This is a genomic window from Paenibacillus sp. FSL H8-0260 (assembly GCF_045040625.1).
Classification (GTDB): domain Bacteria; phylum Bacillota; class Bacilli; order Paenibacillales; family Paenibacillaceae; genus Paenibacillus_AQ; species Paenibacillus_AQ odorifer.
This window is the reverse complement of the sequence record NZ_CP150298.1, coordinates 1,268,502-1,284,801: the sequence shown is the minus strand read 5'-3', so window position 1 is coordinate 1,284,801 and position 16,300 is coordinate 1,268,502. Positions and strand designations below refer to the sequence as shown.

16 protein-coding genes are annotated in these 16,300 nt (G+C 46.0%); 12 read left to right on the top strand and 4 right to left on the bottom strand.

Annotation, left to right across the window (positions count from 1 at the left end; genetic code table 11):
* Positions 1-4: 4 nt before the first annotated feature.
* Positions 5-1,480 carry an amidase family protein gene (locus MHI51_RS05500; RefSeq protein WP_076219684.1) on the bottom strand — a complete coding sequence of 492 codons (1,476 nt, stop codon included), beginning with the start codon at positions 1,478-1,480 and terminating at the stop codon, positions 5-7.
* Between the two features lie 170 nt (positions 1,481-1,650).
* On the opposite strand from MHI51_RS05500, the gene MHI51_RS05495 reads away from it, so the two are divergent.
* The 7 genes from MHI51_RS05495 to MHI51_RS05465 all read left to right on the top strand — a co-directional run bounded on the left by MHI51_RS05495 (position 1,651) and on the right by MHI51_RS05465 (position 8,898).
* Positions 1,651-2,496, top strand: a complete 846-nt coding sequence (locus MHI51_RS05495) for an STM4015 family protein (protein ID WP_076219683.1) — start codon at positions 1,651-1,653, stop codon at positions 2,494-2,496.
* Between the two features lie 7 nt (positions 2,497-2,503).
* On the top strand, positions 2,504-3,793 hold the full coding sequence (locus tag MHI51_RS05490; protein ID WP_076195180.1) for an STM4014 family protein: 1,290 nt from the start codon (positions 2,504-2,506) through the stop codon (positions 3,791-3,793).
* Positions 3,793-4,575 carry an STM4013/SEN3800 family hydrolase gene (locus MHI51_RS05485; RefSeq protein WP_076104692.1) on the top strand — a complete coding sequence of 261 codons (783 nt, stop codon included), beginning with the start codon at positions 3,793-3,795 and terminating at the stop codon, positions 4,573-4,575. The genes MHI51_RS05490 and MHI51_RS05485 overlap by 1 nt, the downstream gene beginning before the upstream one ends.
* A 32-nt stretch (positions 4,576-4,607) precedes the next feature.
* On the top strand, positions 4,608-5,957 hold the full coding sequence (locus MHI51_RS05480) for an STM4012 family radical SAM protein (RefSeq protein WP_076219682.1): 1,350 nt from the start codon (positions 4,608-4,610) through the stop codon (positions 5,955-5,957).
* Complete coding sequence (locus tag MHI51_RS05475; RefSeq protein WP_341164760.1) at positions 5,954-6,820, top strand: STM4011 family radical SAM protein; 867 nt, start codon at positions 5,954-5,956, stop codon at positions 6,818-6,820. The genes MHI51_RS05480 and MHI51_RS05475 overlap by 4 nt, the downstream gene beginning before the upstream one ends.
* Before the next feature lie 103 nt (positions 6,821-6,923).
* Positions 6,924-7,661 carry a glycerophosphodiester phosphodiesterase gene (locus MHI51_RS05470; RefSeq protein ID WP_340012007.1) on the top strand — a complete coding sequence of 246 codons (738 nt, stop codon included), beginning with the start codon at positions 6,924-6,926 and terminating at the stop codon, positions 7,659-7,661.
* Between the two features lie 4 nt (positions 7,662-7,665).
* Positions 7,666-8,898 carry an SLC45 family MFS transporter gene (locus MHI51_RS05465; protein WP_036680370.1) on the top strand — a complete coding sequence of 411 codons (1,233 nt, stop codon included), beginning with the start codon at positions 7,666-7,668 and terminating at the stop codon, positions 8,896-8,898.
* A 65-nt stretch (positions 8,899-8,963) separates the two neighbouring features.
* On the opposite strand, the gene MHI51_RS05460 is transcribed toward MHI51_RS05465, so the two are convergent.
* Complete coding sequence (locus tag MHI51_RS05460; protein ID WP_081387703.1) at positions 8,964-9,782, bottom strand: GGDEF domain-containing protein; 819 nt, start codon at positions 9,780-9,782, stop codon at positions 8,964-8,966.
* Positions 9,783-9,859: 77 nt separating this feature from the next.
* Positions 9,860-10,447 carry a histidine phosphatase family protein gene (locus tag MHI51_RS05455; protein ID WP_405173653.1) on the bottom strand — a complete coding sequence of 196 codons (588 nt, stop codon included), beginning with the start codon at positions 10,445-10,447 and terminating at the stop codon, positions 9,860-9,862.
* 258 nt (positions 10,448-10,705) lie between these two features.
* Between MHI51_RS05455 and MHI51_RS05450 the strand changes: the two genes are divergently transcribed.
* The gene (locus tag MHI51_RS05450; protein ID WP_076278164.1) at positions 10,706-11,860 is read left to right on the top strand and encodes a phosphodiester glycosidase family protein; all 1,155 of its coding nucleotides are present in this window, start codon (positions 10,706-10,708) and stop codon (positions 11,858-11,860) included.
* Between the two features lie 28 nt (positions 11,861-11,888).
* Positions 11,889-12,020, top strand: a complete 132-nt coding sequence (locus tag MHI51_RS05445; protein ID WP_405173652.1) for a hypothetical protein — start codon at positions 11,889-11,891, stop codon at positions 12,018-12,020.
* A gap of 227 nt (positions 12,021-12,247) precedes the next feature.
* On the opposite strand, the gene MHI51_RS05440 is transcribed toward MHI51_RS05445, so the two are convergent.
* Positions 12,248-13,153 (bottom strand): GNAT family N-acetyltransferase, encoded by a 906-nt coding sequence (locus tag MHI51_RS05440; RefSeq protein WP_405173651.1) that lies wholly within the window; start codon positions 13,151-13,153, stop codon positions 12,248-12,250.
* Positions 13,154-14,024: 871 nt separating this feature from the next.
* Between MHI51_RS05440 and MHI51_RS05435 the strand changes: the two genes are divergently transcribed.
* The 3 genes from MHI51_RS05435 (at position 14,025) to MHI51_RS05425 (ending at position 16,112) form a co-directional block, all read left to right on the top strand.
* Positions 14,025-14,339, top strand: coding sequence for a hypothetical protein (locus tag MHI51_RS05435; RefSeq protein ID WP_144024701.1), 315 nt, complete (start codon positions 14,025-14,027; stop codon positions 14,337-14,339).
* A gap of 79 nt (positions 14,340-14,418) precedes the next feature.
* Positions 14,419-15,117: a response regulator transcription factor gene (locus tag MHI51_RS05430; protein WP_076278054.1), complete on the top strand. Its 699-nt coding sequence runs from the start codon at positions 14,419-14,421 to the stop codon at positions 15,115-15,117.
* A complete protein-coding gene (locus MHI51_RS05425; RefSeq protein ID WP_405173650.1) occupies positions 15,114-16,112 on the top strand; it encodes a sensor histidine kinase in 999 nt (332 codons plus the stop codon). Before MHI51_RS05430 ends, MHI51_RS05425 begins: the two co-directional genes overlap by 4 nt.
* The last annotated feature ends 188 nt before the right edge of the window (positions 16,113-16,300 follow it).

Below are 16,300 nucleotides of genomic sequence, written 5' to 3'. Positions count from 1 at the left end.
AATTCTACTCCAATTGAGGTGGAATCCGTTGATACGTTGCTTGTTCAAACCCGTATGCTAAGGCTATGAGCGTAGGCTCGCTATAAGCTTTTCCGGAAAAAACAACACCAAAAGGTCCCCTGGTCGAATCCCCATCCGCATCAATAATGCCTTGAGATACATATCCCGCCGGAACAGTAACTAATGGATAACCTAAGCGTGCCGCAATATACATGCCATCTACATCACCAGGCAGCAATAACGCGTCTAAACTATACTGTTCCAACACATAATCTATTCCTTGCTCAAGCGCTAATTCCTTGTATTCTTGTCTCTTCTCTTCATAGGCCTCTTCAGTTAATGTTACTTCTTCTGATCTTGTCAGGGTGTCTTGCCCATATTGCAAGGCAATCTCAGCATGTCTTTCATTATAGGCTATCAATTCTTGCAAAGAGTGAATCGGAACGGAATCATCTACTTGTGCTAAATACTGGTTGAGCCCTTTTTTAAATTCATAACAAATCACATCATTATTCCAATTCTGTTGTTCAACATGTACTGTGACAGGATCTATAATGGTAGCCCCTTCATTCTTCAAGGTCAAGATAGCTGCTTCCATAATTGCAAGCCTCTCAGCGTCTAAATGCTTATAATAATGCCGTGGAATACCTATTCTTGCTTGTCGTATAAAGCTTTTATCTAAATTTGAAGTATAGTCTGTATAAGCGTATTTTTCGCTTGAAAATGTTGCTGAATCGTTGTCGTCCACTCCGGTTAACGCCCCTAAAATAATTGCCGCATCTGTAACCGTTCTAGCTATAGGCCCAGGGGTATCCTGGCTTACTGAAATGGGAATGACTCCAGAACGGCTGACTAATCCCACCGTAGGTTTGATTCCGACAAGAGCATGTTGGCTGGCTGGACCGACAATAGATCCTGCGGTTTCCGTTCCGATCGCTGCTGCTGCCAGATTCGCTGCTACGGCTGCCGCAGGCCCGGAGCTGGAACCACTGACAAATACCGTGCCAGGTCCATACGGATTCAGTACAAGCCCTCCCCGCGAGCTATATCCCGCAGGCATTGTACTAGACATAAAATTAGACCACTCCGACATATTCGCCTTCCCAAGTAAAATAGCCCCCGCCAATCGAAGCTTGGCCGCTACAAATGAATCTTTTGCCGCAATTGATCCAGCTAAAGCTACAGAACCGGCACTCGTATGCATTTTATCCGCGGTGTCTATATTATCCTTCAATACAATAGGAATACCGTGCAGGCTCCCGCGGCTCCCTTTTTCTGCTCGTTCTTTATCGAGTGCTCGCGCGATTTGTATAACCTCTGGATTTATTTCTAAAATAGAGTTTATGTCTATATCGTATTTATGAATCCGCTCCAAATATACTTGAACTATATCCTCTGAGGTAATTAAACCTGCTTCCAGAGCCTCTTGCATTTTAATTATATCCGTCTCAATAATCCATTCCTGAAGTTTATTCTTCATACGAATAACTCCTTCCAAAAAAAATAAAATTGCCTCTAGTATAAACCTACCACAAAATTTCACCTCAATAATATGGAGAGTTTAACTATAGTTATATTCAGCTATTTGACTCCCTCGGCTACAGATGATAGGGTATTTTCGAAGTTAAATTTTTCCGGGAGGGAACACCCATGACGGAAGTAAAGCTTAGTATTGGATACGACGAATTCGAAGAAGGTCAAAGAATTGGCGAAGCAATTGAGAAGTTAAGCAGCAGCCCTGAAGGTGCGTCGCTGATCAGCCTAATTATCGGTGATTGGGGGCAAGCCTACGAGAATAGCTCGGAAGAGGTTGTAGAGGCACTGGTTACGCATAGCGCCAGCTTCCCTGCTTTACGCAAGCTTTTTATTGGTGAGATGGGCTATGAGGAATGCGAGATTTCATGGATTACCCAAAGCGATCTATCACCGCTGCTCCCTGCTTTTCCAGAATTACAATCACTCACGATTCAAGGCGGGAATGAGCTGAGCCTCTCAGAGCTAAAGCATGACAAGCTGGAGGAACTGATAATTATTAGCGGCGGCTTAAGTAAAGCCGTACTTGATAATATTGCAGCCAGCCAATTGCCGAATTTACGCAAGCTGGAACTATATCTTGGCGTAGATAACTACGGCTTTGACGGAAGCCTCGCAGATATTCTACCTCTTATAGAAGTAGGAAAGTTCCCTAAACTTACCTATCTGGGATTAAAAAATAGCGAAATACAAGATGAAATCGCCGGTGCAGTAGCAAATGCGCCTATCTTAGATCAGCTGGATACGCTAGATCTATCTCTGGGTACCCTCAGCGACGAAGGTGCTGAATTGCTTCTTGCCAGTGAGAGAATCAAAGGACTAAAAGCATTGAATCTAAGCCATCATTTTATGTCCGACGAGATGATCAGCCGGTGGCAGCAGAGCGGATTGCCTGTCGATGTCAGCGACAAACAGGAAAGCGATGATGAGGAAGACTGGCGTTATCCTTCCATCACAGAGTGAGCCCCCTATGCGGCCGATGATCGTTATCGGTATTCCTGGGGATAAACGGACTAGCGGCATTCAGCAAGCACGTTCCGATCTCGGAATGCCACCTGCCATCATTTTATCGTACGCTGAATTTCTGCAAGGCCAATCGTTAGGTGATCTGCTGGAAGTGCAGAAGCAGCAGTTATCCAGCCAGCCGGCTGTTTATAACGGAATAGATCTCAGTGCGGCTCCCCCGCTGCTGAGATTGGAATCGCCTGGCAGCAGCTTTGAAGTAGAACGTGCCTTAATCGCTCTTGGCGCACCTGATGCCGTTGATGTTGACGATTCGCTGCATCCCTACGCTGAAAGACCTGATCCGCGCCCACTCCGTGTGAAGGTAGCCCATCAATTGAAGGAGATGCAGGGTGTCCTGCATCATCCTTCGCAATGGTTCCGCGGTTATTGCCGCATGCTGGCTAGACTACAGCGCGAAGCCAAAGAGGTTTGTCCAGGCTCGCTATGGTTAAATGACCCCGCTGACATTGCGGCCATGACCGATAAACGGCGGGCACAACAGATTCTGAGTGAGGCAGGCATCACTATTCCTCGTCCATTAGGCGAGGAACAACAGCCTACCGACTATGCCTCTCTCCGTGAGATGATGATCTCCCGGCGAATGCACCGGGTATTCATTAAGCTAGCCTTCGGCTCTGCCGCTTCCGGGGTGATCGCCTATCAGCTCCATCCCGTTACAGGTGCCGAGGTTGCCTTAACTACAGTGGGGGTCGAGAATTACATCACCCGACCACCCATTTACTATAATTCCGGTAAACTGCGGCGGTACACAGATACCGCCACGATCTCCGGCATTATTAACTGGATTTATCGGCATGGTGGTTATGCCGAGCAATGGATTCCTAAGATCGGCCATAACGGTAAAGCCTTCGATATCCGCCAGCTCGTGGTTCTCCGCGAGGCCTGTCATGCAATTGCTCGTGTAAGTTCCACCCCAATTACGAATCTGCATTTACGCAGCCAGCGGATGTCTCCTTCAGAAGCCGGTTTATCAGAATTCATACAGGAGCAGGTACGAAATACCGCGTTGCAAGCGCTGGCGGCATTTCCCCGTTCTGGAGTTGCCGGGATAGACGTGCTGATATCTGGAGGATCGCAGCAGTGTTTTGTCGCCGATGTTAATCCTTTTGGCGATTTGCTGTACGATGTAAAATACCGTGGCTGCAGCACCTACGAATGGGAAATGAAGGTATTAACCGCCAGAGACTATATTACTCATCCCTCAACACCGCTTATAAAGGAAGGATCCTCTTAATGGATATGAACACTATCGTTGGCACCCATGACATTCTAATGATCACGCTTGATACCCTTCGATACGATGCAGCTACGATGGAGGAAGCGAACTGCCCGAACCTGTGCGGAACGGGATCCTGGGAGAAAAGACATACTCCCGGCAGCTTTACTTATGCGGCCCATCACGCTTTTTTCGGCGGCTTCTTGCCTACTCCAGCTACAACGGATAAGACTGAGCATATCCGTATGTTCCATTCCCGAAATACCGGAATGAAGACGCATCCTCATACATGGCTTTTCGATACGCCGGATATCGTGTCAGGACTTGCTGCCGAGGGCTATCGCACGGTTTGTATTGGAGGTGTTATTTTTTTCACCAAAAAAAATCCACTCGCTCGTGTGTTGCCAAGCTATTTCCAGCAAAGCTACTGGCGGATGACCTTCGGTGTGACCAATCCGCGTTCCACAGAGCATCAGGTGAACCATGCCTTGAAGCTGCTAAGGGATACTCCTAGCGAGCAAAGATTGTTTATGTTCCTCAACGTCTCTGCCATTCACGGACCAAATCATTATTTTGTACCTGGTGCTAAAAAAGACTCCGTAGACAGCCAGCGCGCCGCTCTTCGTTATGTGGACGGTGAACTGGGCCGGTTGTTCGATGCGTTCCGGGAACGCGGCAATCCTGTCTTCTGCCTGGCTTTTTCAGATCATGGAACCGCTTATGGGGAAGATGGCTATCAGGGGCATCGCCTTGCCCACGAGACGGTATGGAACGTCCCTTATCGGGAGTTTATTTTATAATATTTATAACAAGGAAAGGATGGAGAACTGATATGACGTTATCGTCCTTCTCTTTAGAAGAGCTTCACAAGTGGAAAGACAGCATTACTGCTCACCCTTACCGTTCTTATCTGTATTCCTATCCACACAAAACGGCTTACAGGGATTTGCAGCCTCCGATGCCGCTAGAAACACTCTGGCGTGATGAGCCTGCGGAATCTTTCTTTCTATATATGCATATTCCGTTTTGTGGCGCACGCTGCGGATTCTGCAACCTATTTACCCTGCCTGATAAACGCGCAAATGTTCATGCCACATACGTGGATGCCCTGGAACGCCAAGCAAAGCAATGGGCGGAATTCACCAGACATAAACCTTATGCGCGTTTTGCGATCGGCGGTGGAACTCCCACCCTGCTGGCAGCAGATCAGCTCCGCCGCTTGTTCCACATTGCCGTTGATACGATGGGACTGGACACAAATACAGCCTCCATCTCAGTGGAAACTTCACCGGAGACGATTACCGAAGAGAAGCTGAATATTCTAAAAGAGTATACGGTGGATCGGGTCAGCATGGGCATCCAAAGTTTTGTCGCTGCTGAATCGGCGGCCATCTATCGCCCACAAAATCCGGATGAGGTATATCGGGCACTAGAGCTGCTGGGGAAATATGATTTTCCCATACTAAATTTAGATCTGATCTACGGGCTTCCGGGGCAGACGGTCGACTCTTGGCTATATTCGCTCAATCAAGCGATCAGCTTTGAGCCAGAGGAAATTTTCATCTATCCGCTCTACACCCGTGAGCATACGATTGTGAAGCCTGGTGATATCCAGCGTCAGGACGATATTCGCCTAGATTGCTACAAAGCCGCTGGGCAGCTGCTTAGAGCGAGAGGATATCGCCAATACTCCATGCGTCGTTTCGCCAAGGAAGACGCAGGAACAGCTAAACCCATTCTCGATTATAGCTGCCAAGAAGAAGGAATGGTCGGCTTGGGCTGCGGAGCCAGATCCTACACCCGCCATGTGCATTACGCTTCCCGTTATGGGGTAAGCCGTAAAGCAACCGAGAGCATTATTGCTGATTACGTTGCGACGGATCGTTACGATACTGCGGATTACGGGATTGTGCTGAGTCTTGAAGAACAGAAACGCCGCTTTATTCTGAAGGCGATTCTACATAGCGAAGGGCTGAAGCTTAAAGATTACAGCCAGCGTTTCGATCAATCGCTCTGGAGCGATTATCCTGAGTTGTCCAACCTGCTTCATTCCGGTCTTGGGCAGGAGGAAGATGGCATCCTGCGCCTTACCACCGAAGGGATGGGTTACTCTGATTCGATTGGGGATTGGTTTATTTCTGGGGAGATCCGAGAGCAGATGGAAAGGTTCGTATTGCCATGAATGCGGTCCTCTACTACCGCGGTTCCCTCACGTCCTGCAACTATGATTGCCCCTATTGTCCTTTTGGCAAAACAAGAGACAGCGCAGCTACGCTCGCCAAGGACCGCCAGGGGCTGGAAGCCTTTGTAGCGTGGGCCTCTGAGCAAGGTGCGGCAGGTCATCGGCTTTCTATATTTTTTAATCCCTATGGCGAAGGGCTGATTCATCGCTGGTACAAAGAAGCAATGATTGCTCTCTCCAATATGGACCATGTTGAGAAGGTAGCTATTCAGACCAACCTTTCTGCCAACCTGGATTTCGTCTCCCAGATGAATCGTAAAAAAGTGGCCTTTTGGGCCACCTACCACCCCGGACAAGTGCGAGAGGATAAATTTCTGGCGCAATGTTTGACTTTATATGAGAACGACGTTCCATTTAGTGTGGGAAGCGTTGGAATACGCAGCGCTTTTTCAGCTATAGCTTCACTTCGTTCTGCGTTACCAGAGAACGTGTACTTATGGGTCAATGCTTACAAAGATAAACCTGATTATTATACAGCTGAGGATTTTGTCTTCCTTAGCGAGATTGATCCACATTTTTCTGTGAATGCTATGGATTATGAAAGCCTTGGCCAAGCCTGCAATGCAGGAAAAGATGTTTTTTACGTACAGGGCGCTGGGCTTGTGAAACGCTGCTATAAGGACAGAGGGGTCATAGGCAATCTTTACCGTGATGGGCTAGAGGGTCTCTCTGCGGTTAGAAGCTGCCGAATGAAGGTATGCGATTGTTATATCGGTTATATTCATATGCCCGAGCTGAAGCTGCGGAGCATCTATGAAGCTGGACTTTTGGAACGAATCCCGTATGGCGCTATGAATAACTGATTTAAAATTCCAGACAGGGTTTCTTTACTCTCTGTGGAATATGACAAGTAGCCCCCATTCTATAGGGGCATAGCAAACACTAAAGTTGGAGGGACAATAACTTATGAACAACATCATTAATTTTGCGCATCGTGGAGCGTCGGCAGTGTGTCCAGAAAATACTATGGCAGCATTTCGCAAAGGTCTTGAGCTGGGTGCAACCGGAATAGAAACTGATGTACAAATGACCAAGGATGGCGGCCTAGTCCTCATTCATGATGAAACTCTAAACCGCACAACAAGCGGCACCGGCTATGTGAAGGATCATACACTCGCAGAACTGCTGGAAGTGGACGCAGGCTCATGGTTCGGACCTGAATTCAAAGATGAGCGCCTTCCATTGCTGGAAGATTTATTAGATCTGCTGCAAGGTAGAGATACCACCCTAAATATCGAGCTTAAAAATGGCACTTTTTTATATCCGGGTATGGAGGAAAAAGTGATCGCGGCCGTACGGGATTTCAAGATGAGCGATCGCGTCATTTTTTCGAGCTTCAACCATTATTCACTAGCTTACTGTCAGTCGCTGGCACCGGAGATCAGAACAGGAATTCTGTACGGGGAAGGCTTGTATCGTCCTTGGGATTATGCAGCTACACTTGGAGCGACTGCGTTGCATGCGTATCATTTTGCGGTACTGCCTGAATTCGTCGAAGAAGCGGCGAAGCATGGCGTTGTCTACCATCCTTGGACCGTTAACGATCCCGAGCGGATGAAATATTTAATTGAAGCTGGTGTATCAGGCATTATTACCGATCATCCAGACCTACTCGCTGGACTTCTGGCTGACAAGGGAGTGTGATGGTGTGAAAAAAGTCTGGCTGCTCGGATTCGGCTTTTTCAGCATCAGCATTACATGGAGTCTGTATAACGCATTTGTACCTTTTTTCCTCGAAAAATATGTACATAGTGTAGCCCTAATCAGCTTCATGATGACGATTGATAATTACTTCGCCTTATTCTTGCAGCCTTGGATCGGTAATCGGAGTGACCGCACGACCTCGCGTTTTGGACGCAGAATGCCTTATCTTATGATCGGTATGCCCTTCGCTGCCGTGCTGACTATGCTGATTCCGTTTCATACCGGACTATTTACACTGCTTTTATTTATGATGCTGATGAATCTAGCCATGAGTTTATACCGTTCCCCTACCGTCGCTCTAATGCCCGACATAACACCTGAAGAGCAGCGTACAAAGGCTAACGGATTAATTAATTTCATGGGTGGATTCGGATCAATTCTGGCTTTCGGCGTGGGTTCGATCCTCTATAAATCAAATCCTGCGCTGCCATTTCTCGTTGCTGGACTGATTACCCTGTTATGTCTGTTTATCGTATCGCGCTTCATCAAAGAAAAACGGGATGGTGTGAATATAAGCCCTACGCTTCTATCCGATACAGCGGGGAGCCCTTCTGCGACGATAGTTAAGCCTTCCAGAGTCTCCTTTCGCGGCCAGCTGGATCGTACTACAGTCTTTCTACTGGCAGCGATTTTCTTCTGGTTTGTAGCTTATCAAGGGGTCGAAACCTTGTTTACATTGTATGGCAAAAACCATCTGGGCCTCAGTGAACAAGCAGCCTCCTTCTCCCTTACCTTCTTCTCCCTTGCCTTTGTGCTGTTCGCTATTCCGAGCGGTTGGCTGGGTGGGCGATTCGGGAAAAAGAAGATCATTATCGTCGGCGTATGTGGCCTGATGACGGTCTTTGCGCTTGTTGGGTTTGCACAGGACCTGCTGGTGCTTCGAGCGTTACTCCTGACAGGAGGAATCTTCTGGGCTTGTATCAACATCAACTCTTATCCTTATGTTGTTGCAACGGGAACTGAGGAGAGTATCGGTACTCGAACAGGGATGTATTATTTGGTCTCTTCACTGGCAGCGATCAGCTCGCCACCTTTGCTGGGGCTAATGATTGATATTTTTGATTACTCCATCCTGTTCTATGTAGCAGCGATTAGTATGGCAGTTGCCCTGCTATGCCTCTTCTTGATGAAGGGACGCAAGCAAGTCCCCCACAAGTTTCACACACCGGGAGCCTAAAAAAGCGTCAGCCTTAGACATCCATTTATGTCCAAGGCTGACGCTTATATTTTACACTTAACAAACTAATTTTTATAAACTGAATAACGACCTGTACCCAGCTGTTTGGCGGTGTACATCGCTGTATCTGCTTCGTGCAGCAGCCTGAAATGATCCACCTTGCCATGACTAATGCTGATGCCTATGCTCGCAGATACAAAGAGGTTGTGCTCTCCCAGCTGATAATGTCTGGTCGTCTTCTCCAGAATCTGCACCGCTAACTGCTCCGCTTCCTTCTGATTGCAGCCTTTAGCTACAATCACAAATTCATCACCGCCTATGCGGAAAATATGGCGTTTTCTTTTGCTGGAGAATTGACTTAACCTTCCTCCCACCTCTTGCAGCAGTAAATCGCCCACATGATGTCCTAAGCTGTCATTGATTGATTTGAACCGGTTCAAATCCATAAACAATACGGCTAGTTGCTCATTTACTTTGCAGCGATCCCAAAAGTGATCCATTCCATTCTTGTTTAACAGCCCTGTTAAGCCATCCTTATAGGCAAGTTCCTTAAGCTGCTCTCTTTCCGCCAAAACAAGGTTCAGCCGTGTAAGCAAAAACATTAAAACAGCTATCGTAAGCGCGTATATCAATAACGGAGTGAAAATCCCCCCATTGACCTCTATAGTTTCTTCTAAGGATTTTTTGCCTAGCTGATGCATTGCCCATAATCCAACGACAATAGTTATAATGGAAAGGCCCGTGTAAACTGCTCTTTGTTTTGGTTCCTTACTAGCAACATCCCGGTAAAATCTCAATACTAAATAACCTACAACCCCTGCGATGATAATGGACATTAACGTTTGTAAATAAATCTGAACCTCTACCACCTTTAATTCGCACATCCTTCTGAACTACAATTAATTAGCTTACTGTACTGCGATACCAATATATAAAAAAGCTCTGAACATTATCTGAACACTTACTCTTTCTCCAAATGCCGCGCACAATTATATAACTCGCAGTTCCAGGAGCCATCCGATTCGGATTTTGTTATTCGCGTAATTGACGTATTGTTCAATAATACTGTGCCGTCCAGTTCTGGAAGTAGTCTTCTAAGGCTACTGCGTAAAATTACACCATGGCTAACGATCAGAATATGGCTGCCTGGATGTCTCGCCGCAATTTCTTCAATCACTTCGCTGCCTCTGAGCTCGCTGGCTTCTGGAGTTTCCAAACCCAAATCTAACGTCTTCCAATCGGTTCCCCATCGTTCAATCCGCTCTTGCTGCGTAGTTCCTTCAATAAGTCCCGCATACATCTCTCGAATGCCCGGCGCTAAACCCGTGATCTCAAGGCCTAATCTTTCTGCAATAACCTCTGCCGTTTGCCGCGCTCTGAGTAAATCACTTGAATATATGTAATCCCATTGTTCTGTGCTAAGACGTTCAGCCAGTAGTTGTGCCTGTTGCAGGCCTTCAGCATCCAATGAATTATCCGTATGCCCTTGCACTCTGCTTTCTTTATTCCACGCGGTACTTCCATGGCGAATTAAACCTATCGTAGTCATAAAAATCTCCTTTTAGCTATTGAGTCTAGTGGCAATTGTGATGCTGGTTATTGTGGTGGTTATTGTGCTAGTTATAGTGCTAGTTATAGTGCTAATCTCAGTGCAATTTCAGTGCTAATATAAATAATATAATCTATATTCTATCAGATTCACCCTATGAACATTTAAAAATAAAGGTTATCCAAGTTTTTGAACATGAGGTATAATAAACCTTGTCGTTTTTTACAACAGCTACAAGATAAGGAGTAATTGTTTATGATGAAAAAGCTAGGGTCCACTCTGTTTCTTACCTTCTTACTGCTCGTTCCACTTGTCGCCACTTGCCCATCCACTGTTGGTGCAACACCAGTTCCTAAAAACACCGTCTATGTGGACAAGAATAACCATTCATACATACCACTGCGTCTCTTAAATAGCTTCACTGGTATACAGTCTGTATGGAATCCTAACGAAAAACGTATAAGCATTACGAATGCAGACACCACCATAACGCTTACATTAGGTCAAACCGCTGCGCTCGTCAATGAAAAGTCGGTTACACTAACTGATCTTGCTTTCAGTGATAATGGCACGGTATATATCCCGTTGTCTTTTATCAGCACAACGCTTGGCATTCAATTAACCTGGGATAAGGAAGCCTCTTCATTAACCCTTAAGAGTAATGATATTGCAACCACTGTTCCTGTACAGTCCGGCGCACTAATCAAAGCGGATTCTTCTCCAGTTGTCAGCGCTAGTAAAACCTTCAAAGTTGGCGGCAGATCCTTCAAAGCTCAGACGGTTACAGTGTCCCTGCTGCATCCTAAGGTGAAACTTGATGTCGTACTGGCTGGAAATACGGTCGGAAAAGTAGAGGACCTAAGCAGTCTGGCTAAGCGTAATAATGCCGTAGTTGCGATTAACGGAACATTTTTTGATGCCTATACAAAAGGAGCATACAAAGCTCCATACGGGTACATTGTCAGCGGCGGGAAAATGCTTAAAAATAGCTCCGGGGATCGCCGGACGATTTTTACCTATGACAGCAACCATCTGGCGTCACTGATTCCTGGGCTGGAATTCACAAGCCGCTTCGCTTCCGGTTCTATGGAAGGAGCTCTTCAAGCCGGCCCGCGTCTTCTTGTGAACGGCAAGGTATCCCTAAATGTCGCGACAGAAGGCTTCAAAGATCCAAAAATTTTAACCGGCGGCGGAGCACGCAGCGCGCTCGGATTAACACGCGACCATAAGCTCATTCTGCTGACCACTGGTGGAGCCACCATCCCACAGCTGGCAGAAATGATGAAGCAAGCTGGAGCGTATCAAGCCATGAATCTGGATGGTGGTGCATCCAGCGGGCTCTACTACAACGGCAAATATCTTACGTCCCCTGGGCGTCAGATCAGCAATGCGATTGTAGTCAAATATCAATAAAATCTCTTGGCCAGACGGCTAGTTGCGAGTGCTGAGCTTCGTGATTTGGCTTGGCTCAGCCACGCTACTGCTCGGCTTCGGCTTCGGCTTCGGCTTCGGCTTCGGCTTCGGCTTCGGCTTCGGCTTCGGCTTCGGCTTCGGCTTCGGCTTCGGCTACTAAGAATATATGATTCTATTGTACAAAGTGCAATCTGAGGCAGTTTGCAGCGCATAATTGCTCTGGCGGTATGATTGCTGTGCGACGTATGAGATTACTGTGCAGCATATGATTGCCGAGCTCAAACCCAAAAATCCCCTTGATGACTTACCCATCAAGGGGATTTTTCATAGTACGTTGCCAGTTTAGGTACTGCTGACAGATCCAATGTCGGGGGCAGCCGGTGCAACTTAATCTGTGTGACCTGAATATTCCCACACCTGTAACCAAACTTCTGTAATAAAGCCCAATTTCTCATAGAAAGGCTGCATAGAACCTACGTAAACTTTACTAGCTCCGAGTTGTTTTAAACGGTTAAATCCTTCGTGTAGAACCGCCCGTCCCAGTCCCAGCTTTCGATAATTAATGGATGTGCCTACAGGCTCCAGAGCACCAATTCTATTGCTGCTGTCCCAAAAAATATTACAAAAGGAAACCACTTCGCCCGCGTCATTCACAACGCTAAGATCGAGCTGCGGATTATAGCTTGGAGCGTTACTCATATTCCCATAATGCAGCAGCGTGAGCTCTGCCTCCGCCGTTTCTGCATAGTCGAAGGCCATAATATGTCCAAGCGCTTTTGCAGTAACCTCGATCTCATCTCCGCTGCATATTCTAAAGCCAGAGGGGAGCTCCACAGGGAATTCCTTATCCAATCGCAAGGAGTTTACGCTTTCCTTACCACCCGTTTGATGATACCCCCTCTTACGAGCAACCTCCGCCGCAGAAGTCATATTCTCCGGTATTGGCACATACAGCTCTACGTAATCACCGTTCTCTTCCTCAGCTTTTTGTTCAGCAAAAGCGAACATTTCTTCAAGTAATTTTTCCGGAGGATTCATCTCAGCACACTGAAAATAGAACCCATCGTCCCTGCACACTACAGCTGCAAGCTCTCCATTCTCATACTCCCATAAGCCCACTTTTTGTTCCCACTGCTCCAGCGTTCCACTTCTCGTCTCCTGAAAAAAAACAACAAATTCCCAGCGGTCTATAAGCCAGGTATTTGGAGTCTTTAGCTTACTATAACTTTGTATAAGAAAATGACGTACCTTCAGCAGATCTTCAGAACGGTAGCTTCTAAAATTAATGTTCATTTTCCACGCCCCTTTCTTTAATTTCATATTAAGGGAGATGTAAAAATGAAGCATATATCATAATTAGTTATTATTATTTTATACTACCGAATATGATCCGTACGTTCACAAAACAAACATTTCTTGAGTGAAAATTATGAGTTCCACGCATACGTTAACTGCATTTAGTGCAACTATTCCTCAGAATGCTCCTTCAAAAGATAGTTAGTTGTATTTCGTGCAGTTAAATTTCTGGTTTTCCTTTAATTCCACTAGATTCACCCTTTTTAGTTGCACGAAGTGCAATTAAATGGCTTCTAATGACCAACTACGCAGGAATAAGTGTACAAAGTGCAATTAGAGAAAGTTTTGGAGTGGGCGATCTTCTTCCGGAGGAAATAGTCACTGATCAAGCTTTTTCAAGCGATAATTATGAGCTCCACGCATCCGTTAACTGCATTTAGTGCAACTATTCCTCAGAAAGTTACTTAAAAAGATAGTTAGTTGCATTTCGTGCAGTTAAATTTCTGGTTTTTCTTTAATTCCACTAGTTTCACCCTTTTTAGTTGCACAGAGTGCAATTAAATAGCTTCTATGGACTATCTACGCAGAAATAAGTGTACAAAGTGCATTTAGAGAAAGCTTTGTAGTGGGAGTCTTCTTCGGGAGGAAATAGTCACTGATCAAGCTTTTTCAAGCGATAATTATGAGCTCCACGCATCCGTTAACTGCATTTAGTGCAACTATTCCTCAGAATGCTCATTCAAAAGTTAGTTTAGTTGTATTTCGTGCAGTTAAATTTCCGGTTTTCCTTTAATTGCACCGAATTCACCCTTTTTAGCTGCACGAAGTGCAACTAAACGGCTTCTAGGGTCTATCTACGCAGAAATAAGTGTACAAAGTGCAATTAAGTCTGAATAAGCTGCTTGAGCTAAATCTGGATTGCTTAGATCTAAATGAGTTAGATTTTAGATCAGTTAGATTTGGATCGATTAGCGGTAGATCAGATAGAGCTATGCCAGCTAGGCTAAGTCAGCTAGAGCTAGGTCAGCTAGAGCTAGGTCAGCTAGAGCTAGATCAGCTAGAGCTAGATCAGCTAGAGCTAGGTCAGCTAAAGCTAGATCAGCTAGAGCTAGGTCAGCTACAGCTAGATCAGCTCGACTTAGATCAGCTAAATTTCCCTTCGATAAATCTAGCTAGATTCTAATTCTGAGTGACCATTAGTACTCTTTTTGCATAATTTTCCTTGTCCATGTTACTGTATAACTGAACAAAGGAGTGAAATTATGGAGACGATTCTAATCATAGAGGACGATGCCAAGCTGGCAAGCTTGCTGAGCACGTACCTATCGAAATATGGGTTCCGTACAATTATTGTAGAGGATTTCAACAGGGTGCTGGAGACTTTTAATGAAAGCTCGGCTGACCTTATCTTACTGGATGTCAATCTGCCTAAATACGATGGGTTCTACTGGTGCCGCCAGATTCGTTCCCTCTCACTCTGCCCGATTCTGTTCATTTCTGCACGGGATAGTGGAATGGATCAGGTGATGGCGCTTGAGAATGGCGGGGACGATTATATTACTAAGCCTTTTCACTATGAGGTTGTACTTGCCAAAATCCGCAGCCACATACGTAGAGCATACGGTTCATACTCACAGACTCAAGAAGAGCATAAACTCCAATCTGGAGGTTTAATCCTCTATCCTGAACGATATATGATCCAATACGACGGTCACACGAGTGAGCTAACCCAAAAGGAAGCGGTTCTACTGGAAGCTTTACTGCTTAAGGAAGGACGAGTGGTTAACCGGGAGCGTCTGCTCGATCTCATGTGGAAGGATCAGCATTTCATAGATGACAATACATTAAATGTCTACATAACCCGTGTCCGCAAAAAGCTCAAGGATCTCGGTCTTGGCGACATTGTGGAAACCGTAAGAGGCGCTGGCTATCGGCTTAATGTTTCTAAGGATACGCCATGAGGCTTTTTTGGAGAGACCAGATCTCTCTGATCCTATTCTATCTGCTTCAGATGCTGCTTATCCCTTTGCTGTATTGGCTGTCTGGTGAGAACAGACCGATCTCTATCATGCTTTATGGAATCGCCTTGAGTACCGTAGTTCTACTGCTATATTTAGGCTACCGATACGTTCAGCACCGGAGATTGTATGCAGCATTAAGCGAACCTATGGACATGCTCCAAAAACATCTTGTTTCCTTAGGAGACACTCCTCTTTCAGAAGCTATCCATGAGTTATTGCAGCTGATTGACCGCCAGTATCAGGAGCAAGTGAATGCGCATGCGCGCCAGATGGATCAGCATATCGTATTCATGAATCGCTGGGTTCATCAAATGAAGACCCCGCTCTCTGTAATTCAGCTTACGCTAAAGGATCTTGAAGAGGAGGCTGCCGCAAGTATTCAGGAGGAACTGGAACGTCTGCGCGGAGGGCTGGAGATGGTTATCTACACTTCAAGACTTGACCAATTTGAAAATGATTTTCAAGTTGAACCGTTATTTCTGCGCAAAACTGTTAGTGAGGCGGTAGCCGAAAATCGCAGATTATTCATACGCCGAGGCATAAAAGTAGATGTACAGATGGATGCCAATCTCGCGGTATATAGCGATGCTAAATGGTTAATGTTTATGCTGGCCCAAATCTTAACCAATGCCGTAAACTATACCTCCGGTACTGGCAAGACCGTTACCCTCTCAGCTCAGCGTGTGGGCACCGACACGATTCTGGATATTACCGATCAAGGGATCGGCATTTCTCCTGAGGATCTGAAGCGGGTCTTTAATCCCTACTTTACGGGTGACCGCGGACGACATTATCATGAATCGACAGGGATGGGGCTGTATCTCGTCCGGGAGATTTGCAACCGGCTCGAACACAAGGTGGATATTCAGTCCCGGCTCGGGGAAGGGACCCGTGTGCGGCTTATTTTTAGCAACAGTGATCATCTACAGAAATAATACTGAGGGGACTTCATCGTCATTATTCATGGCTTTGAAGCCTCCTTCTTCTTTATAGGCTACTTATCTCTCAACCCATTCTCCACAAGGAGAAAGGCGAACATAACCTTAACGTCTCTGTAAGGAAACCTTAAGGTAAATCCATAGCAGCTAATCTCTCGATCTTATAAATTATATACATAACCCGT